Annotated in this window: 19 protein-coding genes and 1 tRNA gene; 11 read left to right on the top strand and 9 right to left on the bottom strand. The window is 73.0% G+C overall.

The features are described from left to right. Positions 1-2 precede the first annotated feature (2 nt). Positions 3-4,925 (bottom strand): NAD-glutamate dehydrogenase, encoded by a 4,923-nt coding sequence (locus ACZ2G1_RS15670; RefSeq protein ID WP_017834388.1) that lies wholly within the window; start codon positions 4,923-4,925, stop codon positions 3-5. A gap of 134 nt (positions 4,926-5,059) precedes the next feature. After that, positions 5,060-5,638: a histidine phosphatase family protein gene (locus ACZ2G1_RS15665; protein WP_017834387.1), complete on the bottom strand. Its 579-nt coding sequence runs from the start codon at positions 5,636-5,638 to the stop codon at positions 5,060-5,062. Between the two features lie 177 nt (positions 5,639-5,815). On the opposite strand from ACZ2G1_RS15665, the gene ACZ2G1_RS15660 reads away from it, so the two are divergent. Then, on the top strand, positions 5,816-7,198 hold the full coding sequence (locus ACZ2G1_RS15660) for a TIGR01777 family oxidoreductase (protein WP_017834386.1): 1,383 nt from the start codon (positions 5,816-5,818) through the stop codon (positions 7,196-7,198). A 110-nt stretch (positions 7,199-7,308) separates the two neighbouring features. Here ACZ2G1_RS15660 and ACZ2G1_RS15655 read toward each other — a convergent pair whose 3' ends face one another. Further along, the gene (locus tag ACZ2G1_RS15655; protein ID WP_470377125.1) at positions 7,309-9,504 is read right to left on the bottom strand and encodes a catalase; all 2,196 of its coding nucleotides are present in this window, start codon (positions 9,502-9,504) and stop codon (positions 7,309-7,311) included. Positions 9,505-9,784: 280 nt separating this feature from the next. Further along, positions 9,785-10,825, bottom strand: coding sequence for a YsnF/AvaK domain-containing protein (locus ACZ2G1_RS15650; RefSeq protein WP_207307502.1), 1,041 nt, complete (start codon positions 10,823-10,825; stop codon positions 9,785-9,787). A gap of 146 nt (positions 10,826-10,971) precedes the next feature. Here ACZ2G1_RS15650 and ACZ2G1_RS15645 point away from each other — a divergent pair, with 146 nt between their 5' ends. The 3 genes from ACZ2G1_RS15645 to ACZ2G1_RS15635 are packed head-to-tail and all read left to right on the top strand — an operon-like array spanning position 10,972 to position 12,915. Beyond that, on the top strand, positions 10,972-11,235 hold the full coding sequence (locus tag ACZ2G1_RS15645) for a PLDc N-terminal domain-containing protein (RefSeq protein WP_035925812.1): 264 nt from the start codon (positions 10,972-10,974) through the stop codon (positions 11,233-11,235). Positions 11,236-11,278: 43 nt separating this feature from the next. Then, the gene (locus ACZ2G1_RS15640) at positions 11,279-11,962 is read left to right on the top strand and encodes a tetratricopeptide repeat protein (protein WP_109222267.1); all 684 of its coding nucleotides are present in this window, start codon (positions 11,279-11,281) and stop codon (positions 11,960-11,962) included. Then, positions 11,959-12,915: an aldo/keto reductase gene (locus ACZ2G1_RS15635; protein ID WP_109222268.1), complete on the top strand. Its 957-nt coding sequence runs from the start codon at positions 11,959-11,961 to the stop codon at positions 12,913-12,915. Before ACZ2G1_RS15640 ends, ACZ2G1_RS15635 begins: the two co-directional genes overlap by 4 nt. Positions 12,916-12,930: 15 nt before the next feature. Here the strand turns inward: ACZ2G1_RS15635 and ACZ2G1_RS15630 are convergent, their stop codons facing one another. After that, positions 12,931-13,701, bottom strand: coding sequence for an IclR family transcriptional regulator (locus tag ACZ2G1_RS15630; RefSeq protein WP_126349817.1), 771 nt, complete (start codon positions 13,699-13,701; stop codon positions 12,931-12,933). Positions 13,702-13,873: 172 nt separating this feature from the next. Here ACZ2G1_RS15630 and ACZ2G1_RS15625 point away from each other — a divergent pair, with 172 nt between their 5' ends. Then, on the top strand, positions 13,874-15,316 hold the full coding sequence (locus ACZ2G1_RS15625) for an MFS transporter (RefSeq protein ID WP_470377124.1): 1,443 nt from the start codon (positions 13,874-13,876) through the stop codon (positions 15,314-15,316). After that, the gene (locus ACZ2G1_RS15620; protein WP_426120783.1) at positions 15,316-17,181 is read left to right on the top strand and encodes a bifunctional sugar phosphate isomerase/epimerase/4-hydroxyphenylpyruvate dioxygenase family protein; all 1,866 of its coding nucleotides are present in this window, start codon (positions 15,316-15,318) and stop codon (positions 17,179-17,181) included. The genes ACZ2G1_RS15625 and ACZ2G1_RS15620 overlap by 1 nt, the downstream gene beginning before the upstream one ends. 24 nt (positions 17,182-17,205) lie before the next feature. Here ACZ2G1_RS15620 and ACZ2G1_RS15615 read toward each other — a convergent pair whose 3' ends face one another. Then, positions 17,206-17,679 carry an acyl-CoA thioesterase gene (locus ACZ2G1_RS15615; protein ID WP_109222271.1) on the bottom strand — a complete coding sequence of 158 codons (474 nt, stop codon included), beginning with the start codon at positions 17,677-17,679 and terminating at the stop codon, positions 17,206-17,208. 211 nt (positions 17,680-17,890) lie between these two features. On the opposite strand from ACZ2G1_RS15615, the gene ACZ2G1_RS15610 reads away from it, so the two are divergent. Beyond that, positions 17,891-18,538 (top strand): YdcF family protein, encoded by a 648-nt coding sequence (locus ACZ2G1_RS15610; protein ID WP_115162264.1) that lies wholly within the window; start codon positions 17,891-17,893, stop codon positions 18,536-18,538. Positions 18,539-18,615: 77 nt separating this feature from the next. Beyond that, the gene (locus tag ACZ2G1_RS15605; protein ID WP_035925795.1) at positions 18,616-18,903 is read left to right on the top strand and encodes a hypothetical protein; all 288 of its coding nucleotides are present in this window, start codon (positions 18,616-18,618) and stop codon (positions 18,901-18,903) included. 25 nt (positions 18,904-18,928) lie between these two features. On the opposite strand, the gene ACZ2G1_RS15600 is transcribed toward ACZ2G1_RS15605, so the two are convergent. Beyond that, positions 18,929-19,519, bottom strand: coding sequence for an alpha/beta fold hydrolase (locus ACZ2G1_RS15600; protein ID WP_109268591.1), 591 nt, complete (start codon positions 19,517-19,519; stop codon positions 18,929-18,931). A gap of 181 nt (positions 19,520-19,700) precedes the next feature. Between ACZ2G1_RS15600 and ACZ2G1_RS15595 the strand changes: the two genes are divergently transcribed. Further along, positions 19,701-20,483 carry a metal-dependent hydrolase gene (locus tag ACZ2G1_RS15595; RefSeq protein ID WP_017834072.1) on the top strand — a complete coding sequence of 261 codons (783 nt, stop codon included), beginning with the start codon at positions 19,701-19,703 and terminating at the stop codon, positions 20,481-20,483. A gap of 3 nt (positions 20,484-20,486) precedes the next feature. On the opposite strand, the gene ACZ2G1_RS15590 is transcribed toward ACZ2G1_RS15595, so the two are convergent. Next, the gene (locus ACZ2G1_RS15590) at positions 20,487-21,344 is read right to left on the bottom strand and encodes a formate/nitrite transporter family protein (RefSeq protein ID WP_470377123.1); all 858 of its coding nucleotides are present in this window, start codon (positions 21,342-21,344) and stop codon (positions 20,487-20,489) included. 147 nt (positions 21,345-21,491) lie between these two features. Here ACZ2G1_RS15590 and ACZ2G1_RS15585 point away from each other — a divergent pair. Next, positions 21,492-21,578: transfer RNA gene (locus ACZ2G1_RS15585), tRNA-Leu, on the top strand. Between the two features lie 93 nt (positions 21,579-21,671). Here ACZ2G1_RS15585 and ACZ2G1_RS15580 read toward each other — a convergent pair. Continuing rightward, positions 21,672-22,862 (bottom strand): M14 family zinc carboxypeptidase, encoded by a 1,191-nt coding sequence (locus tag ACZ2G1_RS15580; protein ID WP_470377122.1) that lies wholly within the window; start codon positions 22,860-22,862, stop codon positions 21,672-21,674. 271 nt (positions 22,863-23,133) lie between these two features. Here ACZ2G1_RS15580 and serA point away from each other — a divergent pair, with 271 nt between their 5' ends. Further along, positions 23,134-24,330, top strand: coding sequence for a phosphoglycerate dehydrogenase (gene serA, locus ACZ2G1_RS15575; RefSeq protein ID WP_017834075.1), 1,197 nt, complete (start codon positions 23,134-23,136; stop codon positions 24,328-24,330). Positions 24,331-24,355 lie beyond the last annotated feature (25 nt).

The following is a 24,355-nucleotide window of genomic DNA, read 5'->3' as shown; positions in this document are numbered from 1 at the left end:
TCCTAGCCGACCAGGGCGCTGCGCATGGTCCGCAGCGCCACGGACAGGGACGCGAGCTCCGCGGAGGCCTCGCCCGTGTCCTCGGCCTCGATCTCCCCCAGCACCTCGCGCAGCCGGCCCAGGCGGGACTCGTTGCTGGACTCCCAGGACTCCACCTTCTCCCGCGCGTCCCGGCCGGGGGCCTCGAGCGCCTGGTCGGCGAGGGCCACCAGGGTCGCGTACACGTCCTCCCGCATGGACATCCGCGCGAGGTTCTCCCAGCGGGTGGTCTGCGGCAGGCCGGTGATGCGGTTGAGCAGGCTCTCGATGCGGTAGCGGTCGTAGAGCCGGAAGTAGACCTTGGCGATGGTCTTGATCTGCTCCTCGTCGAGGCCGCCGTCCTCGGCGATCGCCTCGCCGGAGGCGTGGGCGAGCCGGGCGACGTCGAGCAGCGCGAACGCGTCCAGCAGCTGCGACCACTCCGTGGCCAGCGCCCCGGGGACGCCCTGCCGCGCGGCGGCCTCCGCCCGCGAGTCGACCCGCTGCCGGGAGTCCTCCCCGAGCAGCCGGTCCTCGAGGAACCGGATGTCCACGGTGGGCTTGTAGCGGTCGATGACCTCGGCCACCGGGTTGGCCGTCTCCTCCCGGTTGATGAGCCAGCGCACCACGCGGTCCAGCAGGCGCCGCATGTCCAGGAACATCCGGTCCCACACCTCGGTGGGCACCTCCGCGGGCAGCTCCCGGTGCTGGTGGGCGTAGCGGTCGATCTCGTAGATCTGCACGGCCGCCACGAAGGCCCGGGCCACCTCCACGGGCCCGCACCCGGTCTCCTCCATCACGCGGTAGACGAACGGGATGCCGCCGTAGTTGACCATCTGGTTGGCCACCATCGTGCAGATGATCTCGGCGCGCAGGGGGTGGGTGCCGACGAGCTCGCCGAAGCGCTGGGTGATCTGCTCCGGGAAGTAGGCCTCCAGGACCTCCCCGAACCACGGGTCCTCGGCGAGACCGCCCTCGACCAGCGCCTCCGAGAGCTGGATCTTGGCGTAGGCCGCCAGCACGGACAGCTCCGGGGACGTGAGCCCGTGGCCGGTGCGGACCCGCTCGCGCAGCTGCTCGTCGGAGGGCAGGAACTCGATGCCCCGGTCGAGGTCGGCCTCGTCCTCGAGCCAGTGCAGGAACCGGATGTAGGCCTCGTTGAGGGCCCGCACGCGCGAGCGCTCCGTGGTGAGCAGCACGTTCTGCGCCACGTTCGTCTCGAGCACCAGTCCGGCGACCTCGTCGGTCATGGCCTCGATGAAGCCGGCGCGCTCCGCCGCGGAGAGCTCGCCCGCCACGACCATGCGGTCCACGAGGATCTTGATGTTGACCTCGCGGTCGGAGGACTCCACGCCGCCGGAGTTGTCGATCGCATCCGTGTTGATCAGCACCCCGTTCAGCGCGGCCTCCACGCGGCCGAGCTGGGTGCAGCCCAGGTTGCCGCCCTCGCCGACGACCTTGGCCCGGAGGTCCCCGCCGTCGACGCGGATCGGGTCGTTGGCCTTGTCCCCCACGTCCGTGGAGGTCTCCTGCGCCGACTTCACGTACGTGCCGATCCCGCCGTTGTACAGGAGGTCGGCGGGCGCCGTCAGGATCGCCCGCATCAGCTCGATCGGGGAGAGCTCCTCGACGCCGTCGTCGAGGTCGAGGGCCTCGCGGACCTGCGGGGAGATCGGCACGGACTTCGCGGTGCGCGAGTACACGCCGCCGCCGGCCGAGATCTTCTCCGGGTCGTAGTCCTGCCACGAGGAGCGCGGGCGGCCGAACAGCCGCTCGCGCTCGGCGTAGGAGACGGCCGGGTCCGGGTCGGGGTCGAGGAAGATGTCGCGGTGGTCGAACGCGGCCAGCAGCCGGATGTGCTCGGACAGCAGCATGCCGTTGCCGAACACGTCGCCGGACATGTCCCCCACGCCCACCACGGTGAAGTCCTCCGCCTGGGTGTCGACGCCCAGCGCGAAGAAGTGCCGCTTCACCGACTCCCACGCCCCCCGGGCCGTGATGCCCATGGCCTTGTGGTCGTAGCCCACCGAGCCGCCCGAGGCGAAGGCGTCCCCGAGCCAGAACCCGTACTCCGCGGAGATCGCGTTGGCGGTGTCCGAGAAGGACGCCGTCCCCTTGTCCGCGGCCACCACCAGGTAGGAGTCCTGGCCGTCGCGGCGCACCACGTTCTCGGGGTGCACGACGACGTCCTGGCCGGACGCGTCGCGGACGAGGTTGTCGGTGATGTCCAGCAGGGAGGCGATGAACAGCTTGTACGCCTCCCGGCCCTCCGCCACCCAGGCGTCCCGGTCCGCGGCCGGCTCGGGCAGCTGCTTGGGGTAGAACCCGCCCTTCGCCCCGTTGGGGACGATCACCGAGTTCTTCACCATCTGCGCCTTCACCAGGCCCAGGACCTCGGTGCGGAAGTCCTCCCGGCGGTCCGACCAGCGCAGGCCGCCGCGGGCCACGGGCCCGAAGCGCAGGTGCGTGCCCTCGACCCGCGGGGACCACACCCAGACCTCGAACATGGGGTGCGGCAGCGGGGCCGTGCTGATCCGCCGCGGGTCCAGCTTGAACGCCATGGTGGGGCGGTGCCGGTACACGTTGGTGCGCAGCGTGGCGGCCATGCACTCGGCCAGCGCCCGCAGCAGCTTGTCGGCGTCCAGGGTGGGGACCTCGTCCAGGGCCTCGGTGAGCCGCCCCTGCGCGGCGTCGCGCTGGGAGCCGCGCACGGCGTCGTCGAGCGCCGGGTTGAAGCTCGCGTCGAAGAACTCGACCAGCGCCCGGGTGACCCGCGGGAAGCCCAGGAGCGTGTCCGCGATGTAGTCGAAGGAGTTGGGGTGCCCCAGCTGCAGGAGGTACCGGACGTAGGAGCGCAGCACGGCCACGGTCCGCCACGTCATGCGCTCCGTCAGGACCAGCCGGTTCAGGGAGTCGGACTCGGAGCGTCCGGACAGCACCGCGCACAGGGTGTCCTCGATGAGGTCCTCGGTCTTGGCGTCCTCCGGGCCGGTCGCGTCCACGCCCTCCGGCAGCCGCACCCCGAAGTCGTAGAGCTGGAAGTGGCGGCCGTCGGCGGGGGTGACCTCGTACGGCTTCTGGTCCAGGACCGTCAGGCCGAGGTTCTGCAGCATCGGCAGCAGCTCGGTCAGGGACAGGGAGCGGGTGAGGTAGATGTTCAGCCGCACGCCCCCGGGGTCGTCGACGACGCGCACCTCCGCGGGCAGGTCCGGGTCCCGTCCCCACAGCTCCTCGCAGCGCTGGAGGTCCTCGACCGCCTCCTCGATCTCGTAGTCCGCCCGGTAGGCGTCCGGGAACGCCTCCGCCCAGTTCTCGGCGTGCGTCCGCGCGAGCTCCTCCGAGAAGTCCCGGTGGATCGCGCGCGCCAGCGCCTCGGACCAGGACCGCACCGCGGCCCGCAGCCGCGCCTCCAGGCCCGAGCGGTCGAAGGACTGCACCTGACCGGTGTAGGGCAGCCGGATGCGGAAGAACAGGCGGGCGAGCGTCGAGGAGGTGAGCCGGGCGTCGAAGTCGATGGACTCGGCGTCGAAGGTGCGCTTCAGCTCGGCCTCGATCCGCCCGCGCACCGACGTGTTGTACCGGTCGCGGGGCAGGAAGACGACCGCGGACATGAACCGCCCGAAGTGGTCCTGGCGCAGGAACAGCCGGGTCTGCCGCCGCTCGTCCAGGCCCATGACGCCGCGCATGATGTCGTAGAGCTCGTCCGCGGTCATGTGGAACAGCTCGTCGCGCGGGTAGTCCTCGATGTTGCCCATCAGGTCCCGGGCCGAGTGCGAGTCCTCGAGGAAGCCGAACCGCTCGGCGACCTCGGCCATCTTGTCCTTGATCAGCGGCGTCTCGCGGGCCGGGGTGTTGTAGGCGCGGCGGGTGAACAGCCCCAGCACGAGGTACTCGCCCACGATCCGGCCCTCGTCGTCGTACTTCGCGACGCCGATGTAGTCGAGGTACTCCCTGCGGTGGATCGAGGAGCGGCGGTTGGCCTTCGTGATGAACAGCGTGCCGGCCTCGCGCGCGTGCTCCCGGCCCAGCCCGGTCAGGACCTGCCGGTGCGGCTTGCGGTCGTGCTCCACGAGCAGGCCCAGACCGGTCCCGGGACGGCTGACCAGGGAGAGGCCGTCGCCGGAGTCCTCGAGGTCGTACTCCTTGAAGCCCATGAGGATGAAGTTGCCCCGGACCAGCCAGCGCAGGAACTCCTGGGACGGTCCGACCAGCGGCGGGTGCCCGCCCTCGGGCAGGTCCAGCCGCCGCAGCCGGTCGAGCTCGTCCGCGAGCCGTCCGACGCGCTCCTTGAGCTCCACCTGGTCGTCGTCGACCCGCTGGACGTCCTCGAGCAGGCTCGTGAGCCGGTGCACCAGCTCCTGGGCGGTCTCGTCCGAGATCTGCCGGGAGAGCTCCACGGAGATCCAGGACTCCACCACGTGCGTGGTGCCCCCGTCCGAGCGGAACCCGGCCAGGCTGGGCAGCGCGGTGGTGTCGCCGCTGGAGGTGGCCGAGAAGTCCGGGACCTGCTGGAGCTCGCGCAGCTCGTGCGTCCCGGCGTCCCGGGCGGCGACGAGCACGGGGTGGATGAGCAGACGGGCGCCGCCCCACTTGGCGGCGATCTCCGCGGACACGGTGCTCACGAGGTAGGGGACGTCCTCGGTGACCACGAAGACCACGGAGGTCGAGTCCTCCTGGCGCACGCCCACGGCGATCTCCCGGGGCGCGCGGACCCGGCCCACCTCGTGGTGGTGGTCGGCCCGCTCGCGCAGCTGGTCCTCGGTGCGCGCGAGCAGGTCCTCCTGGGGCACGTGGCGGTAGTACTCGTTGATCCACGCCCGGTCCCCGGACCACTCGGGGGCCCGCGGGATCACCTGCAGCGCCTCGGTCCGGTCCTCGTCGGGGATCGTGTACTGGTCAGAGGCCACAGCCGCATCACGCCTTCGTCGCCGTGGACGGCAGGGGGCACGGTCCGTGCGCCGCCCTCGCCGCCCCAGGGGGTGGACGGCACCTCGTGGGACCGTCCCTGGTGGTCCCAGCTTATTGAACGAAGCCGGGACTGTCAGGGTGCGGTGGACTCCGACGCGTCATCTCGCAGGCGCGCGGCGCCGAGGGCCTCCGTCCGCACGGGGACCACCTCGCAGTTGCCGACCCGGGGATGGGCCTCCCCGTTGAGCTCGGAGACCGTCAGGCGGATGAGCGAGCCGTGCGCCACCACCAGCACGCGGCGCCCGGGGTGGTCGGCGCGGATCCGGCGCAGCGCCGCCAGACCGCGGCGGACGACCGCCTCCGGCGGCTCCCCGGCGGAGAGCACCTGCTCCCGCGCGGCGCCCTCGAGACCCGCCAGGCGCGAGCCCTCGAGCGGGCCGAAGCTGCGCTCCACGAGCTCGTCGTAGGTCGCCGCCAGCTCGAGGCCCAGGGCCTCGCCGATGATCCGGGCGGTCTCCACGGCACGGCCGAGCGGCGAGGAGACCAGGACGTCCCAGCCGAGGGCCTCGGCGTGCAGGTGGCGGGCGACGACCCGGGCCTGCTCCCGCCCGGCGTCGTTGAGCGGGACGTCCGTGGCGCCCTGGAGCCTCTCCTCGAGGTTCCAGTCGGTCTGGCCGTGGCGGATGAGCACGATGCGTCCGGGGGTGTTCACGTCCCCCACTCTGGGCGACGGCCCGCCGGGGGGCAAGCGGGACGGCGGGAATCCCGGTCCGCGGGGGCCCGGGCACCGCACCGCACCCGGCCGCCGCCGGCCCTCCGGGCCAGGACACGGACGGCCCGCGGCCCGAGGTCCTGGACGAACCGGGGCAATGCGGGTTGAGTGGCACGCATGACCACCTTCACGTTCAGCTCCCGCGTGCCCCACCCCGTCGAGGACGTCTTCGCCTGGCACGCCCGCCCGGGGGCGCTCACCCGGCTCACGCCCGCGTGGACGGGCTCCGTGGTGGAGGAGTCCTCGCCCCCGCTGCAGGACGGGACGCGGTCCCGGCTGCGGGTGGCCGTGCCGGGCTCCTACGGGCTGGCCTCGGTGCCCTGGACCGCGGAGCACCACGGCTTCGTCCCCGGCCGGGAGTTCCGGGACCGGATGGTGAAGGGCCCGCTCGCCTCGTGGGAGCACCACCACCGGTTCGACGACGACGGGCACGGCGGGACCGTGGTCACGGACACCGTGGAGTACGCGGCGCTGCCGGGCAGCAGGGCGTTCGGGGACCGGCTGATGAGCCCGGCGCTGGGCCGCCAGTTCGAGGCCCGCGCCCGGCGGCTGGCCGCCGACCTCGAGCTCCACAGCCGCTATCCCGGCCGGCCCCTGACCGTCGCCGTCACGGGGGCCTCGGGCACCATCGGCGTGCAGCTGGCCGCGCTGCTGAGCACCGGAGGCCACACGGTCCTGCGCTTCGTGCGCCGCGAGGCGCGCACCCCCCTCGAGATCTCGTGGGACCCGGCGGCCGGGGAGCTGGACCCCGCCGCGCTGCGGGGGGTGGACGTCGTGGTGAACCTCGCCGGGCGCAGCATCGGGGGGCGGCTCACGGACGCCGCGAAGGAGCAGATCCACGACTCGCGGGTGCTCGGCACCCGGCTGCTCGTCCGCGCCTTCGTCGCGCTCGGCGACGAGGCCCCCGCCGCGCTGGTCAACGGCTCCGCGATCGGATACTACGGGGCGGACACGCACGGGGAGAGCGTCACGGAGAAGTCCCCGCCGGGCGACGACTTCCTCGCCGAGGTCTGCACGGCGTGGGAGCGTGCCGCCCAGGAGGCCGAGGCCATCGGCACCCGCGTGGTCACGGTGCGCACCGGGGTGGTGCAGAGCCCCGCCGGCGGCGCCCTCAAGGCCCAGCTGCCCCTGTTCCTCGCGGGGCTGGGGGGACGGCTCGGCTCCGGGGACCAGTGGCTGAGCTGGATCTCGCTGGACGACACGGTGGGTCTGTTCGCCCACGCGGTGCTCTCCCCCGGCCTGCACGGGCCCGTCAACGCCGTGGCCCCGATGCCGGTGACGGGCCGCGACTACGCCCGGACCCTCGGCAAGGTCCTCGGCCGGCCGGCCCTGCTGCCCACCCCGGGGTTCGGGCCGAAGCTCGTGCTCGGCTCCGAGGGCGCCGAGCTGATGGCGCTCGCGGACCAGCGGGTCTCGGCGGACCGGGCCATCGACCGCGGCTACCGGTTCCGCCACCCCGACCTCGGCTCGGCGCTGCGGGAGGAGCTGGGCCGCTTCTGACCCGCCCCGGCCCGCCCGCCGCCACCGCCGGGACCACCACGTCGGCCCGGGCACCCCGCGGATCCGCGGGGTGCCCGGGCCGACGTGGTGGGTCAGCGGCAGGACGGCCGTCAGAGGCGGCCGGAGACCGGGAACCGCTCCCAGGCGCGGTGGCTCTTCATGAGCGTGACCACCTGCTCGACCACGGCGGCGGCGTCCTTGCCGGAGACCACCCCGGGCGCGCCCTCGGGCAGGCCGGCCGCGGCGAGCACCTGGCCCTTGGCGCCCCAGGTGCCGATGGCCTTGGCCTGGCGGAACACCTCGCCGAGCAGCAGGTGCACGCGCGGGTCCACGCCGCCGGGGGCGACGGCTCCGGCCTTCGCGTCGAGGCCCTGCCGGGCGTCCGGGGCCGGCGGGACGGCGCCGGCCACCAGCACCGAGTCGAACTCGACGGAGCGCGCCGTGAGGTAGGTCCGGTGGGCCACGACCTTCCCGCCGCGCCCGACCGGCCCGCCGTGCGGGGCGATGACCAGCGGCACCATCCCGGCGTCGTCGATCGCGGAGACCACGGCCAGGAGGTCGTTCTCGTCGGGGTCGGGGCCCACCACGATCCCGACCTGCCGGCCGTCGAGGGGCCACTGCCCGCCGACCTGGGACAGGGCGGGGCTGGGCTTGATCCTCCCGTGCTTGACGGTCGGCTTCGGCGCCGGAAGGCCCAGGCCCTGGGCGACCACGGCGCACAGCTTCTCGTCGATGTTGGCCAGGGCCTGCAGCTGGCGCTCCTTGACCGCCTGCTCCCAGCACTTGCCGAGCTCGAAGGTGTACGCCTGCGCGATGTGCTCCTTCTCGACGTCGCTCATCGACAGCCAGAACAGGCGGGTCTGGGTGTAGTGGTCCTCGAAGGTCACGGGGTTCCCGCGCTCCTTGACCGACTCCGCGACCGGGGCCGGGTGGTCGATGAAGGGGTGGGCCGGCTCGTCGGCGGGGAAGGGGTTGTTCCCGTCCAGCGAGTTCGGGTGGTAGGGCGCCACCCCGCTGTGCACGGCCGTCTGGTGCATCCCGTCCCGGAGCATGTCGTTGACCGGGGCGTGCGGGCGGTTGATCGGCAGCTGGGTCCAGTTGGGCCCGCCCAGCCGGCTGAGCTGGGTGTCCAGGTAGGAGAACAGCCGGCCCTGCAGCAGGGGGTCGTTGGTGACGTCGATGCCGCGGACCAGGTTGTTCGGGTTGAAGGCGACCTGCTCGGTCTCGGCGAAGTAGTTGGACGGGTTGCGGTTGAGCGTCATCAGCCCGACCGGCTCCACGGGCGCGAGCTCCTCCGGGACGATCTTCGTGGGGTCGAGCAGGTCGATGCCCTCGAAGACCTGCTCCTCGTTGTCCTCGAAGACCTGCACCCCGAGCTCCCACTCGGGGTGGGCGCCTGCCTCGATGGCGTCCGCGAGGTCCCGGCGGTGCACGTCCGGGTCCATGCCCATCGCGATCTGCGCCTCCTCCCACAGCACCGAGTGCACGCCGAGCTTCGGCTTCCAGTGGAACTTCACGAGCACGCTGCGGCCGGCGTCGTCGACGAGCCGGAACGTGTGGACGCCGAAGCCCTCCATGGTGCGGTAGGACCGGGGGATGCCGCGGTCCGACATGTTCCAGATCGTGTGGTGCTGCGCCTCGGTGTGCAGGGAGACGAAGTCCCAGAAGGTGTCGTGGGCGGACTGCGCCTGCGGGATCTCCCGGTCCGGGTGGGGCTTGCCCGCGTGGATGACGTCCGGGAACTTGATGGCGTCCTGGATGAAGAACACGGGGATGTTGTTGCCCACGAGGTCCCACGTGCCCTCGGAGGTGTAGAACTTCGTGGCGAAGCCGCGGGTGTCCCGGGCGAGGTCGGCGGACCCGCGCGAGCCGAGGACGGTGGAGAAGCGCACGAAGACCGGGGTCTCGACGTCCTTGCCGAACACGGCGGCGGAGGAGATCCTGCTCGCGGTGCCGTAGGAGCGGAACACGCCGTGGGCGCCGGCGCCGCGGGCGTGCACCACGCGCTCCGGGATGCGCTCGTGGTCGAAGTGGCTGATCTTCTCCCGGAAGTGGTGGTCCTGCAGGAGCACGGGACCGCGCCGGCCCGCCTTCAGGGAGTGGTCGGTGTCGGCGCGCCGGGAGCCGTGGGCGGTGGTCAGGTGCTCGCCGCCCTGGGCGTTGAGGGTCGGGTCGATCCCGGTGTCCTGGCCCGTGGGGCTCACCGGCTCCGGCGTGCCCTGGTCCGGCTTGGGCGGCAGCGGCGGGCGGGGCGTGGTGGGCTCCGCGAGCGGGGCGGTCTCGCTGCCGGGGACGCCGGGAGCCATGGGCGCCTGCCCCTCGGTCCTCTGCCTCTTCCTGTTCAGCCTCTTGCGCATGATGGACCTCCCGGTCGTCGAAGTGCGGTCGACACCGGCCGGTCCCGGTCCGGACGGACGGGAACGACCAGCTCACTTACCATTAGTGCACTCCCGTGAGGCAGGGCACAAGTCACCGGACCCGCCTCCGCGCTGGGTGAACAGCCGACCGCGCCCCGGGCGGACTCCCCGGACGGAGCGGAACGGACCCCCTCGGCGCCGTGGCCGAGGGGGTCCGGGACGGAGGGGCTCAGTCCTCCTCGACGTCGACCCGCTCCTGGCGCACGGTCTCCTCGACCACCTCCGTGCGCTCCGTGCGGCGCACCACCAGGCGCACCCGCTCGTAGGGCACGCGCACCGTCTGCACCACGGGCACCTCCCGGTAGAGGATGACCTCGTCCTCCCCCACCGGCAGCTCCCGGCCGGCGAGGAACGCCTCGCGCTCCTCCTCGGTGACGGGGGTGCGGACCTCCTCGACGTCCTCGGACGCCAGGGTCTGCTCCGCGCGCACCGGCTCCTCCACCACGTACTTGCGCAGCCGGGCCCGCCCGGACTCGACGCGCTCGGTCCCGACCTGCAGCCGCTCCTCGTGCCGGACCACGGAGGGGGTCTCGCCGGGGCGACCACCGCCCCCGAGGTCACCGGTCGCGTCCCCGGCGGCGTGGCGGCCGGCACCGCGCTCCGCCCCGGCCCGGGTCGTGGTGTCCCGGTCCGTGGTGTCCCGGGTCGTGGTGTCCGGGCCGGTGGCGTCCCGCTCCACGGTGTCCAGGTCGGCGGTGTCCGGGCCGGTGACGTCCCGGCCGGTGGCGTCCCGGCCGGTGGCGTCCCGGCCGGTCGCCTCCTGGTCGAAGGCCCCTCCGCCGGCGCCGGACGGCTCGTCGCGCCGGCCGTGGTCGCGCCGGTCGTCAGACCGATCGTCGCCCACGCTCTCGCGGTCGTGGCCGGCCGTGGCGTCCGCCCCGGTCAGCGACTCGCCGGTCCCGCGCACGGGCGAGCCGTCGTCGCGGCCTGAGTCGTCGCCGTGACGGACGGCGTCGTCGTCCCCGGCGTCGATGTTGTAGGCGGGAGCCCCGCCGCGCGGGTCGCGGGTGTCGGTGGCACCCGAGGTCGCGGAGCCGCCGATGTCGCCGTCCTCCCGCCCGTAGGCGTTGTGGTCCCAGAGCTCGGTCGCCGAGCTGGGCGGGTGGCGCTCCACCCCGGTGTCGTCCGCGTCCCGCCCGCCGGCGCGCCCGGCGGTGGGCTCCTCGTGGGCGGACTCCTGGTCGTACGGGCGGTCGTCGGAGGTGGACATCGTGGACTCTCCTCGGGGTTGCAGTCGACAGCCACATTTTATCAGCGTGCTGAGCTGTGGCGCATTCCACTCTACGGGGGACCGGGGACCGGCGCGCCGGGTCGCCCGCCCTTGTCCGCCCGGGCCCACGGTGCGAGGATCGATGCATGAGCACCTGGACCGCCCTCGCGGCCGGCGGCGCCGAGGCCGTGCGGACGGGGGCGTGGGAGAGCGGTGCGACGGTGGCCGGAGCGGTCGTCGTCGTGCTGATGGTGGCCGCCACGGTCTCCCTGCTGCGCAGCCCGGCCCTGGATCCCGTGCTGCGCCTGCTGTGGCTGCTCGTGATCCTCGCGTTCCCCGTCGCCGGCGCGGGACTGTGGTTCGCGCTGGGCCGCCGGGCCCCGCGCCCGCAGGACCCGCACCCCGCGTAGCCCGCCGACACCCCCGCAGGACCCGGCCGAGAAAGGACTCCGCATGAGCTACACCCAGGACGGGCACGGGTTCTTCACCCGGGCCCTGGACGCCGAGGACCGCGGACGGCTCGACGAGGCCGAGACCGCCTACCAGCAGGCCATCGTGCTCTTCGAGGAGGAGGGCGACTCCCTCCAGGAGCAGGCCGCCTGCCACTACAACCTGGGCCATCTCTACCTGGGGATGAACCGCCCCGGCCGGGCCGTCACCGCCTACGAGAGCGCCCTCGGGCTGTTCTGCCGCATCCCCGGCAGCGGCAAGCACCTGGCCCGCACGCACCTGATCCTGGGCAGCCTGCTGCTCGAGCTGGACCGCGCCCACGACGCGGAGGAGCACCTCCTCGACGCCCTGGGCCAGTACCTCGACGCCCCGCACGAGGCGCAGGACCAGGCGCAGTGCCACGTCAACCTGGGACGGGTGTACGAGCTGGGCGAGCGCCACACCCAGGCCATCACGGCCTACAACCGGGCGCTGGACTTCTACCAGGAGACCGAGGCCACGGCCACGGACCAGGCGGAGTGCTTCACCGCCCTGGGCCGGCTCTACGAGCGCGCGGGCCGGATGAAGGAGTCCGGGGCCGCCTACGCGGCGGCCGCCCGCCTGCGCTGGTCCGCCGAGCAGCAGCGCCTGGAGCAGCAGAGCCCCGCCCGGGACGCCGGGGTGCCCGACGGAGAGGACCGTTCATGAGCTCGCGCCTGATCTACGGCTGCATGACCATCGGGGGGTCGTGGGACGACGCCCCGCCGAGCGCAGGGACCGTGGACCGTGCCCGGGCCGCGGTGCACGCGGCGCTGGACGCCGGCATCACCGACTTCGACCACGCCGACATCTACGCCCACGGCAAGTCCGAGGAGGTCTTCGGCGAGCTCCTCGCGGAGGACCCGGAGCTGCGCCGGAGGGTGCGCCTCCAGACCAAGTGCGGGGTGCGCCTGCCGGGCAACACCGCGGCACCCGGCGCGCCGACCCACTACCGGCTGGACCGGGACACGATCCGGCGCGGCCTCGAGGGGTCCCTCCGCCGGCTCCGCGTGGACTCCGTGGAGCGCTTCATGCTGCACCGGCCGGACCCCCTGGCCGATCCCCGGGAGGTCGCGGGGACCCTGGACGAGCTGCGCAAGGAGGGGCTGATCCGCTCCGTGGGCCTGTCCAACATGTCGACCCGCCAGGTGTCCCGCTACCAGCAGGTGCTCAGCACGCCCGTCACCGCGGTGCAGCTCGAGCTGAGCCTGCGGCACCGGAGCTTCGTGGAGCAGCAGATCCTGGCCAACCACCCCGAGGGCGCGGAGCACTCCTTCCCGGAGGGGCTCCTGGAGTACTGTGCGGCCGACGGCATCGAGGTGCAGGCGTGGGGCGCCCTGGCCCGCGGCCTGTACACCGGTGCGCCGATCCCGCCCGAGGACCAGCACGCCGCGGCCACCGCCGAGACGGTCCACCGGATCGCCTCGGCGCACGGCGTCCCCGGCGAGGCGGTGGTCCTCGCGTGGCTCATGAAGCACCCCGGCGGGATCCGCCCGGTGCTGGGGACCACCGACCCGGAGCGGATCGCCGCGTGCGCCGCGGCGGAGGAGCTCGCGTCCCGGCTCGGCCACGAGGACTGGTACGCGCTGCTCACGGCGGCGCGGGGCCAGTCCGTCCCCTGAGCCCGCCCCGGCCGCTCAGCCCGTGAGCCGCGCACCCAGCTCGCCGGCCGCCTCCCGGAGGGCGGGCACCATGTCCACGAGGTCCTCCAGCCGGTGCCGGAACACCGGCGCGGACAGCGCGAGCGAGCCGATGCAGCCCCCGCCCGGCCGCAGGACGGGCACCGCGACGGCGACCATCCCCACGTCGTGCTCCTGGTCCTGGGTGGCCCAGCCCTCCCGCCGGATCCGCTCGACCCGCCGGCGCAGCTCGTCCCGGTCCGTGAGCGTGGCCGGGGTGCGGGCCTCGAGCTCGATGGTGCCGAGCAGGTGCTCGCGCACGTCCTCCGGGGCGAACGCGAGCAGGCACAGCCCGAGGGCCGAGGAGTGCAGCGCGCCGCGGTAGCCGGGGTCGGAGGTGACCCGGAAGTCCGGCCCGTCCTCCTTGGCGAGGGTGTGGAAGCGGTCGCCGTCCAGGACGGCGAAGAGGCAGGACTCCCCCGTGCGCTCGACCATCCGCCGGAGCACGGGCACGACCGTCCCCGTGATCCCGAGGCGCTGGGCCACGCTGTGGGCGGCGTGGAAGATCTTCAGCCCCAGGACGTAGCGCCTGTCCTCCTGCAGCTCGGCGAAGCCGTCCCGGACGAGCGCGTTGAGCAGCCGGTAGGTGGTGCTGAAGGGGTAGCCGCAGATCTTGGTGGCCTCGGCCGCGGTCAGCCCGTCCGGGTGCTCCCCCAGCAGCTCGAGCAGCCGGAGGGCCTTGCCCACCATGTCCTGGCGGGCGGCCCCCGCCGGCTCCGGGGCCGTCACCGGGGGCCCCTGGCGCCGGGGAAGGCGGTTCTGATCGACGTTCGCACAGCAGCGCTCCGTTCGTCCTGCGGTTGACATGTGGACCAGCTCACAGAGATCATGATCACACAGTAGCAGTGACTTCCACAATATGAGAACCAGATGGCGTTGTGGACCGACCCGAAGGACCTCCATGAGCTCAGCAGCGACGACCGCCGGGACCACGGCCCCGCCGCCCTCCGGCCGGACGCCCCGCAAGGCCGCGCTGGCCAGCTGGATCGGCAGCGCCCTCGAGTACTACGACTTCGCGGTCTACGGCACCGCCGCCGCCCTGGTGCTCAACCACCTCTTCTTCCCCGCCGAGACGTCCCCCGGCGTGGCCATCCTCTTCGCCATGGGCACCGTGGGCGTGGCGTACGTCGTCCGCCCGCTGGGGGCCCTGGTCATGGGTCCGCTGGCCGACCGGTTCGGCCGCAAGTTCGTGCTCATGCTGACCCTGTTCATGATCGGCGGGGCGACCTTCGCCGTCGGCTGCCTCCCGACCTACGACCAGGTGGGGATGCTGGCCCCGGTGCTGCTCGTGCTGTGCCGCGTGGTCCAGGGGCTGTCCGCCGCGGGCGAGCAGGCCAGCGCCATCTCCATGTCGCTCGAGCACTCCGACGAGGACCGCCGCGCGTACACCACCAGCTGGACCCTGCAGGGCACCCAGTTCGGGACCCTGCTCGCCACCGCCGTGTTCATCCCGTTCAGCCTCCTGCCGGAGGAGGCGCTGTTCAGCTGGGGCTGGCGCGTGCCGTTCTGGCTCTCCGCCGTCGTCGTGGTGGTGGCCTACCTGATCCGCCGCCACCTGGAGGAGCCCCCGGCCTTCCGGGAGGCCCGCGCCGAGACCCCCGCCGAGCAGCCGGAGTCCCCGCTGCGCGTGCTCCTGCGGCACCACCGGGCCGCCGTGGTCCGGATCGCCGCTGCCGCCATGATCAACACCGTCAACGTGGTGTTCACGGTGTGGTCGCTCTCCTTCGCCACCTCCGTGGTCGGCCTCGAGCGCTCCACCATGCTGTGGGTCTCCGTGCTGGCCAACGCCGTCGCCCTGTTCGTGATCCCGGTCGTGGCCGTGCTCGCCGACCGCATCGGCCGCAAGCCCGTCTTCCTCGCGGGGGTCCTCGGCCCCGCCGTGCTGATGTACCCCTACCTCTCGGCGGTCCACGCCGGGAACTGGCCGCTCATCTTCGTGCTCGGCGCCGTCATGTCCGGGTGCTTCTACTCGATGGCCAACAGCATCTGGCCCTCGTTCTACGCCGAGATGCTGCCGCTGCGGGTCCGGGTCACCGGCCTGGCCCTGGGCACCCAGATCGGCTTCGCCGTCTCGGGCGGCTTCGCGCCCGTCCTCGCCTCCGCCGTGGCCGGTCCCGCCGGCGACAACTGGCTGGGCGTGGCCGTGTTCGTCACGGTCGCGTGCCTGATCTCCGGCGGCGCCGCGCTCACCGCGAAGGAGACGGCGCGGAAGTCCCTCGACGAGATCGACGCGCTGCACACCTCGCGCACCGAGGCCGCCGAGCTGCGCGCCCTCGAGGCCCGGGGCCGGGGCGCCGAGAACGAGGGCGCCGCGGAGCCGGCCGCCGCCGGGGCGGCACGCTGATGCGCACCTCGATCGCCACGGTCTGCCTCTCGGGCACCCTCGAGGAGAAGATGCACGCCGCCGCGGCCGCCGGGTTCGACGGGATCGAGGTCTTCGAGCAGGACCTGGTCGTCTCCCCCTCCTCCCCCGAGCAGATCCGGGAGCTCGCCGCGCAGCTGGGCCTGAGCCTGGACCTCTACCAGCCCTTCCGGGACTTCGACGCTGTGGGCCCCGAGCGGCTGGCCGCGAACCTGCGGCGCGCCGAGGCCAAGTTCCGGCTGATGGACCGGCTCGGCACGCAGACCCTGCTCGTGTGCTCCAACGTGGCCACGGCCGAGATCGACGACGACGAGGTCATGGCGGGGCAGCTGCACCGGCTCGGCGAGCTCGCCGCGCGCCACGGCGTGCGCCTGGCCTACGAGGCACTGGCCTGGGGGAGGTTCGTCAACGACTTCGAGCGCGCCCAGCGGATCGTGGACCTCGCCGACCACCCGAGCGTGGGGACCTGCCTCGACAGCTTCCACATCCTCTCCCGCGCCTGGAACCCGGCCCCGATCGAGGACATCGCGGCGGAGAAGATCTTCTTCGTGCAGCTGGCCGACGCCCCGCTCCTGCACCTGGACGTCCTGTCCTGGTCCCGCCACCACCGGGTGTTCCCCGGGCAGGGCGACTTCGACATGGTCGGCTTCATGTCCCACCTGGTCCGCGCCGGCTACGACGGCCCCGTGTCCCTGGAGATCTTCAACGACGCCTTCCGCCAGGCCGACGTCAACCGCACGGCGGTGGACGGGCTGCGCTCCCTGCGCTGGCTCGAGGACCAGACCCGACGGGCCCTGGCCGGGGAGCGGACCCGGGACACGCTCGAGCTCCAGCCGCTGCCCGCGGTCGAGGAGCCGGCCGGCCACGACTTCGTGGAGATCCGCACCGGGCGGCTCGGCGAGACCACCCGGCTCCTGCACCAGCTCGGCTTCGCCCTGGGCGGGCACCACCAGTCCAAGGAGAACGTGCAGGTGTGGGTGCAGGGACCGGTGCGGGTCGTCGTCAACGACGCGGTCCCGGACGGCTCCCCCACCGAGGTCGCCGCGCTCGGCTTCGACGTCGCCGACCCGGACGCCGCCGTCGACCGGGCCGCCCGGCTCAAGGCCCTGCCCGTGCCCCGCTCCCAGCGCGACGACGAGCAGGTCCTGCGCGGGGTGTTCGCCCCGGACGGCACGGAGATCTTCTTCTGCGAGCGCACGGCGGACGGGGTCCCGGGGTGGCTGGGCGAGTTCGGCGCGGACGAAGAGCTCGACACGGGGGCCCTGGTCACCGGGGTGGACCACGTCAACATGGCCCAGCCGTGGCAGCACTACGACGAGGCCGTGCTGTTCTACACCTCGGTGCTGGCGCTGGAGGCGCAGGCCGCCCAGGACGTCCCCGGCCCCTCGGGGCTGGTGCGCAGCCAGGTGATGCGCTCGGCCAACGGGGCGGTGCGGATGCCGCTCAACGTGGCCCCGGCCGCCGCGGAGCAGGGCTCCTTCGTGGGCGCGGCCTACCCCGAGCACGTGGCGCTGTCCTGCACGGACGTCTTCGCCGCGGCCCGGCGCGCCCGCCGGCGCGGGCTGCGGTTCCTGCCCGTGCCGCAGAACTACTACGAGGACCTCGACGCCCGCTTCGACCTCGACGCCGGGTTCCTGGCGTCCCTGCAGGAGCTGCACCTGCTCTACGACCGGGACGCCGAGGGCGAGTTCCTGCACTTCTACACGGAGACCCTGGGCACGGTGTTCTTCGAGGTGGTCGAGCGCCGCAACGGGTACTCCGGCTTCGGCGCGCCCAACGCCCCGGTCCGGCTCGCGGCGCAGTACCGGCGCTCGCAGGCGGCCCACCGGGCGCGCACGGAGGCCTGAGCACCCCGCCGCGGGGCGCGCGGGTCAGCGGAAGACGCGCGGGCCCGCGTGCGGGGCGAGGAGCTCCTGCTGCTCCGCCGAGATGCGCAGCACCGTCCCCGTGGCGGGCACGAAGAACGCCAGCTGGGTCTCGGCCCGCACGCACGCCCGGCGCGAGACCACGTCGGTGATCTCGAAGCCCAGCGTCAGCGACCCGCCGCGGGCGGAGACGACCCACACCCGGACCTCCACCGGCGTGTTGCGGTACTCGAGGGGGCGGAGGTACCTGATCCGGTTCTCGGTGATCAGCGCCTGGGTGCCCTCCGGCAGCGCGGAGAAGAACGGGATCAGCGGGGGCTCCACCTGGTCGCCGGTGCCCACGGGCACGCCCAGGGCCGCGATCCGCGACTCCTCGAGCAGCCGCACGACCTCCACGTTGTTCACGTGCCCGTACGGGTCCATGTCGCCCCAGCGCATGGGCACCCGGCACAGCACCCCGGTCTCGTCCTCCACCGTCATGCGGTCCGTCCTCCTCGGTCCTCGACCTGCCGTGCGCACGGCACGTCCGCGCGGCACGCCCGCGCGCACCGCACCGGCGTGCTACATCGTAGGCCCGCACCGGCCCGCCCGGGCGGTCTCGGCCCGTCACACGGCGGCCGCGCCCAGCGGCGGGTGCGACAATGTCGGCTGATCCGGACTCCGTCCCCACGACCGGCGAGGAGCGGCCCCGATGCCCCGCAGTGCCCGCACCACCCGCCGCCCCGTCCACTGCTCTGCCCGGGCGACCTGGGTGCTCGTCCCGGTGCTCGCGCTGCTCCTGGTCTGGCTGGTCGCCGGCTGGACGGCGTTCCAGCACCCCCGGACCGACGTCCCGGCGCGCTCGGACGCCCTGCTCGTGCTGGGCCCGCCGGACCGGACCCGCATGGCCGAGGCGCTGCGGCTCATGGACGCCGGGGTGGCGCCCGTGCTGGTCGTGGCGAACCCCGGCACCGGCGACCTCGGCGACGCCTCGGGCCGGGTGTACTACACGCGGGCCGCGCAGACCTGCGCGGGGGGCGGCGAGCAGGACTACGAGGTGATCTGCTTCCGCCCCGACCCCTCGACCACCCAGGGCGAGGCCATGGAGCTGCGCGCACTCAGCGAGCAGCGAGGGTGGGAGCACGTCAGCGCCCTCACCTACCGTCAGCACGTCGCCCGCTCCCGCCTGCTGCTGGAACGCTGCTACGCCGGGGAGCTGGACGTGCTCTCCTTCGACTACCCGGCCGTGCCGCGGGGTCACCTGCGGGAGTTCATCTACCAGTCCGGCGGCTTCGTGAAGGCCTGGCTCACCCCCGGCTGCGACCAGCAGCTGCCGTGGCGGCCCAAGTCCCTGGACTGAGCGGTCGGCCGGGACCGGTGGCCGTGCTCTGCGGCTCCCGCCTTCCCCCGCCGCGGCGCGAGGGGAAGACTGAGGTCATGACCGACCTGCAGTGCCCGGCCACGGCCGTCCTCCTCGACGACGCCGTCCCTCCCCCGCCGTGGACCGCGCGCCTGCGCGTGGCCGAGCGGTTCACGGCCCGCGGCGCCGAGGAGCTGGTCTCGCTCGTCGAGGACTCGGCCGACCTGTTCCGCGGCGAGACCTTCGTGGTCGCCGCCCCCGCGGGTGACATCGAGGCGGCGCTGCGGCGGCGGAGCGTGCGCGGCCGGGCACCCGTCGTCGTCGAGGTGGACTCCGCGGGGTGGCGGTCCGTGGCAGCCCCCTGACGCCCCGCTCCCCGACGAGGCCCGCTCAGGCAGAGCGCTCGAGCTCGTCGGCCACCCAGCCGTGCACGATGCCCGCGAAGGTGTGCGGGTCGGTGAGCACGCCCATGTGCGCGGTGTCCGTGACGATCCGCGTGACATGGCCCTCCTCCGGGTCGAGCGCGTCGATCGCGGGGTCGTCGTCCCCCTGGATGAGCAGCACCGGCAGCTCGGTGTGCTCGAGCAGCAGGGGTGTGCGGTCCGGCCGGTCCCGCATGGCCTCCAGGGCCCGGACCACGGCGTCCTCCGGCCAGTCCCGGGCCTGCCGGAGCGCGGCCTCGACGTCCTCCTCGCGGGCGTCCTCCCGGAACGTCCGGGGCATCTGCCGGTCCGCGTAGGCGGCGACGCCGTGCTCCCGCACGGCGTCGAGCACCTCGCACACCCGGTCCGCGTACGCCTCCAGGTCGGCGGCTCCCTCCGGGAGGTCGCCGCCGCCGACGCCCGGCAGGTCCACCGTGAGCACGTCGTGGAAGGCCTCGAGCAGCGGCCGCGCCCGGTCCCACAGCCGCTGGGTGCACAGCAGCCCCGGGAGCAGCAGCAGGGTGGGCGCCCCCGAACCGGAGCGATCGGATCGGAGCACGGCGCTGTCCTTCCGTCGGCGGAGTCCTGGCCGTCAGCCTACGGACCCGGGGGATCCGGTGTCACCGGGCGCCCGTCGGGCAGTCCCCGGCGCTGTGCTGTCCGGCCGGGACCCTAGTGTTTCCGCTGGTGAGGTCGCCCTGACCCCACCGCACCGAAAATCCGAGGAGGACATCACTCTCATGATGGGACCGAGCCATGCGGCCTGCGGGGCGGCCGCATGGGTGGCGCTGACCGCCGACTACCAGCTGCACCTCCAGGACCTCACCGTCCCGATCGGCTGGGGCGTCCTGGACGTCGGCGACGCCGGTGTGCTCACCGGGGCGCTCGTCACCGCCGGGGCGGCCCTGCTGCCGGACCTCGACCACCCGGACGGGACCGTGGCCCGGTCCCTGCGCCCGCTGTCCACCTGGCTGGCCCGCGGGATCTGCCGGCTCTCCGGCGGGCACCGGCGCGGCACCCACTCCGTGCTGGGCGTGGCGGTGTTCACCGGCCTGGCCGCCGCGGCGCAGAAGATCGGGATCCCGGTCGAGGGCCTCGGCTGGGTGTGGCCGCTCGCCGCGGTGATGTCCGTGCTCCTCATCGCCTTCGCGGTGCAGGTGCTCGCCTTCGTGCCGGACCGGGTCGCGAAGCTCAACTGGGTCGTGGGGATCGGGCTGGGCGTCCTGGTGGGGCTGCACCCGCCCGCCCACGAGTGGTGGTTCGCCGCGGCCGTGGCCACGGGGGTGGTCGCCCACCTGGCCGGGGACCTGGTGACCACGCGCGGGATCCACCTGCTCTACCCGCTGCGGATGCCGCTGCCCCTGCCCCGGTCGGTGTACAAGAACCGGTCCTTCCTCACGGTGCCGCTGATCGGCAACGCCGGCTCGGCCGCGGAGATCGCGCTGCTCGCCCCGATCACCCTCTTCGCCCTGACGGGCCTGTGGGGGGCCTTCGCCCTGACCACCGGGCTCGTGGTCGCCTGAGCCTCAGACCACCCGCCCGTCGGCGGCGTGCTCGCGCACCTGCTGCCCGCGCTCCTTCATGATCAGCTCGAGCGTGCGGATGAGCCGCGGCATCGTGATGATGACGAGCCCGCCCACCATGTTCAGCGGGATGACCCACAGCATCCACACCAGCCACTCCGTGTAGGAGATGTCGGCGCCCGCGTGCATCGCCCCGAAGATGACCGCCGAGTTCAGTGCGCCGTGCAGCATGCCCAGCCCGACGACCAGCAGGCCGTCGATGAGCGCGATGGCGGTGTGCACCACCTCGTTGCTGGATCCCTGGCTCATCCGCGTCCCGAGCGTGATGGTGCTGCCGGCCAGCAGCGCCAGAGCGGCCGACTCCACGGTGAGGCCCCCCTCGAGGTACTTGGTCGCCGACTCCTCAAGGACGTCGTGGAACTGCGGGAACCCCGCCACGATCAACCAGGTGAACAGCCATCCGCCCAGGAGGTTGGTCAGCAGGGTCACCGTCCAGAAGCGCGCCAGCTGCCACCAGGTGCTGTGCCGGGAGACGACGGCGTAGATGGGCACCAGGAAGTTCTCCGTGAACAGCTCCGAGTGGGCGAGCTGGAGCGCGAGCAGCCCGAAGCCGAACGCCGCGCCGGCCAGCAGGTCCGATCCGGTGGCCTCCTTGACCGCCAGGTAGGCGAGGATGCCCACCCCCACGTCGATGCCCCCGAAGAGTCCGGTGATGGTCATCGCCCGCCACGTGCGGGTCAGGCGTTCCGCGCCCTCGGTGACCGTGTTCTCGAACTCCTCGACCAGCTCGTCCTCGAGCGGCTCGTCCGTCCTGCCCAGCTCCTTGCGCTTCTCCTCAAGATTCTCCCTGTCGGGTTCCATCCGTGCCCCCTGTGTGCCCTCGTCGACCCCTGACCGGGATGCGGCAAGCCTACTGACGGCAGGCCGGAGACCACGATTGGCCAACGGGGGCGACTGTGGGTAGGATTGTCGTCGTTGCCCACAGCGGTCCGCCGCTGTGATCCATCAGCGCGAGTGGCGGAATAGGCAGACGCGCACGGTTCAGGTCCGTGTGCCCGAAAGGGCGTGGGGGTTCAACTCCCCCCTCGCGCACCACACAGGCGAAGCGGGACATCCGACGGATGTCCCGCTTCGTCTCTTTATGATGCACCCGGACCGGCCGGAGCAGCCGGGCCCCGGCGGCCGGGCTCAGCCGACCGGGATCACCCCGGCGTAGTCGGTCTGGTAGCCGGTGACCGGGGCGTGCGGGATCTCGTCCCAGCGCTCCGGGTCCTCCTGCTGGACCTCCCCGGTGGCCAGGCCGAGCAGCAGCTCCTTCACGGCGAGCACGTTCTGCCGCACGCTCTTGCCGCGGGCCTTCTGGCCGAGGCTGCCGTCCGAGGAGTTGCCCGAGGTCTCGAAGAACACCACCGGGTGGGAGTGCCCCTCGGGGTTGAGCCCGCCGTGGTCCAGGCCGAGCATCATCGCCGAGACGACACCGCCCTTGATGTCGATCTCGTAGCTGCCGCCCACCTGGTAGCGGTCGATGTTGATGGAGCCGTACTTCGATAGCTCGTCGTAGACGTGCACGTTCATCTGCCGGGTGAGCCGGTCGTAGGCGCCGCCCTCGAGCCCCGGCAGGGTCGGTCCGCCGGGAGCGAGGGAGATGCCCAGGGACAGGGTGACGTCGTCGCCGGTCCCGTACTGCGTCTTGAGGCCCTGGTGGTGGATGTCCACGCCCCAGGCCGGGTCGACCGTCGTCCAGTACTCGTAGAAGGCGCGGGACTCGTCGGCCGCGAAGCCCTCGGCCGTCCAGTCGCGGTTGAGGTCGATGCGCTGCGGCGTCCCGCCCTCCGGCGCGCCGGAGACCTGGTCCCACAGGACGGTGTGCCGGATGTTGGCCTCGGCGCCGTCCGGGTTGTACATGGGGATGATGTGGAAGGTGAACCTCGAGCGCAGCAGCTCGTACTCGGACGAGCCGTCGGTGCCGAGCTCCTTGAGCAGGCTCAGCAGGGCGTCGGTGCCGTAGGGCTCGTTGCCGTGGATCCGGCCCTGGAGCCACACGTGCTCCGTCCCCGAGCCGACGGTCGCGACCCACAGGTCCCGGCCCTGCTCGGAGGTGCTCACCTCCATGCCGGCCTCGGCCAGGGTGAAGGCGTCGACACCGTGGCGGCTGGTCCGCTCCAGCTTCTGCAGCTCCCGCTCCACGTCGTCGGGGGTCAGGATGCTCGAGATGCTGGTCCTCCCCTCCGTGGCGGGGAAGTTCGCGTCCGCGGCGGCAGGTGCGGCCGCACCGAGGGGAAGGGCGACGGCGAGCGCGAGCGCCGCCGCGGTCCGGCGCCGGCGGCGCGGGCGGCCCGAGGAGCGTGCGGTCGCGGGGTCTCGGTGCTGAGGGATCATGTGCTGGTCCTCCTGGGGGATGGGGCTGCCGGTGCGGCCCGGGGCCGCGCCTGAGGGGGTGCTCGCGATGCTATTCGCGATGGCACACGTCCGTCACCGGCCGGCCCGCAACAGTGGAAGTACTGCTCGGTAGGCCTGCGTCCGCCGGCGGAACGTCCACGGGCTCCGCGCGGGACGGCCCCCCGCGGAGCCCGGTGATCCGGACCACATCGGCCGCGGGGTGACGCCCGGCGTCGCGATCCCCTGCGCCGTAGCCATAGACTGGGCGACTGTGAAAGCACTGCTCCTGGAGAACGTCCACCCCGAGGCCGAACGCATCCTGTCCGAGAAGGGCATCGAGGTCGAGACCCGCAAGGGCGCCCTCGACACCGGAGAGCTCGTCGACGCCCTCGAGGGCGTCGAGCTGCTCGGCATCCGGTCGAAGACCCACGTGACCCGGGAGGTGTTCGAGGCCCACCCGCAGCTGCTGTCCGTGGGCGCCTTCTGCATCGGCACGAACCAGATCGACCTGGCGGCCGCCACCGAGCACGCCGTGACGTGCTTCAACGCCCCCTACTCCAACACCCGGTCCGTGGTGGAGCTCGCGATCGCCGAGATCATCTCGATGGCCCGGCACCTCACGGACAAGAACAAGGGCATGCACGAGGGCGTGTGGGACAAGTCCGCCGAGGGCGCCCACGAGGTCCGCGGCCGCACCCTCGGCATCGTGGGCTACGGCAACATCGGCTCCCAGCTGTCCGTGCTCGCCGAGACCCTCGGCATGCGGGTCTACTACTACGACGTGGTGGACCGCCTGCCCCTGGGCAACGCCCAGCGCTGCGACACGCTGGAGGAGCTGCTGGAACGGGTCGAGACCGTCTCGCTGCACGTGGACGGGCGCACCAGCAACAACAACCTCTTCGGCCGGGAGCAGTTCGAGCGGATGCGCCCCCGGTCCCTGTTCCTGAACCTGTGCCGCGGCATGGTGGTCGACTACAACGCGCTGCGCGACGCCCTGGTCAGCGGGCACATCGCCGGCGCCTCGGTGGACGTCTTCCCCAACGAGCCCAAGGTGGCCGGGGACCCGTTCACCTCGGTGCTGCAGGGCCTGCCCAACGTGATCCTCACCCCGCACATCGGCGGCTCCACGCAGGAGGCGCAGGTGGACATCGGACGGTTCGTGGCCGGGAAGCTCTCGTCCTTCGCGACCTCGGGCTCCACGACCCTGTCGGTGAACATGCCGCAGGTCCAGCTGGACACCGCCGTCAACGGCACCCGCATCCTGCACCTGCACCGCAACGTCCCGGGCGTGCTGGCGACCGTCAACAGCGTGCTCGGCGACCACGGCATCAACATCGACCGCCAGCAGCTGTCCACCCGCGGGGACACCGGCTACCTCGTCACGGACGCCGGCAACGGCGTGACCCGGGAGGTCATCGAGCAGATCCTGGGGCTGCCCGAGACCATCCGTCTCAGCACCATCAACTGACGCACCGCCCGCCTCCGGCTCCTGA

The sequence above is a fragment of the Kocuria sp. KKT182 genome, assembly GCF_055635395.1.
This window is presented reverse-complemented; position numbering and strand designations above follow the sequence as displayed.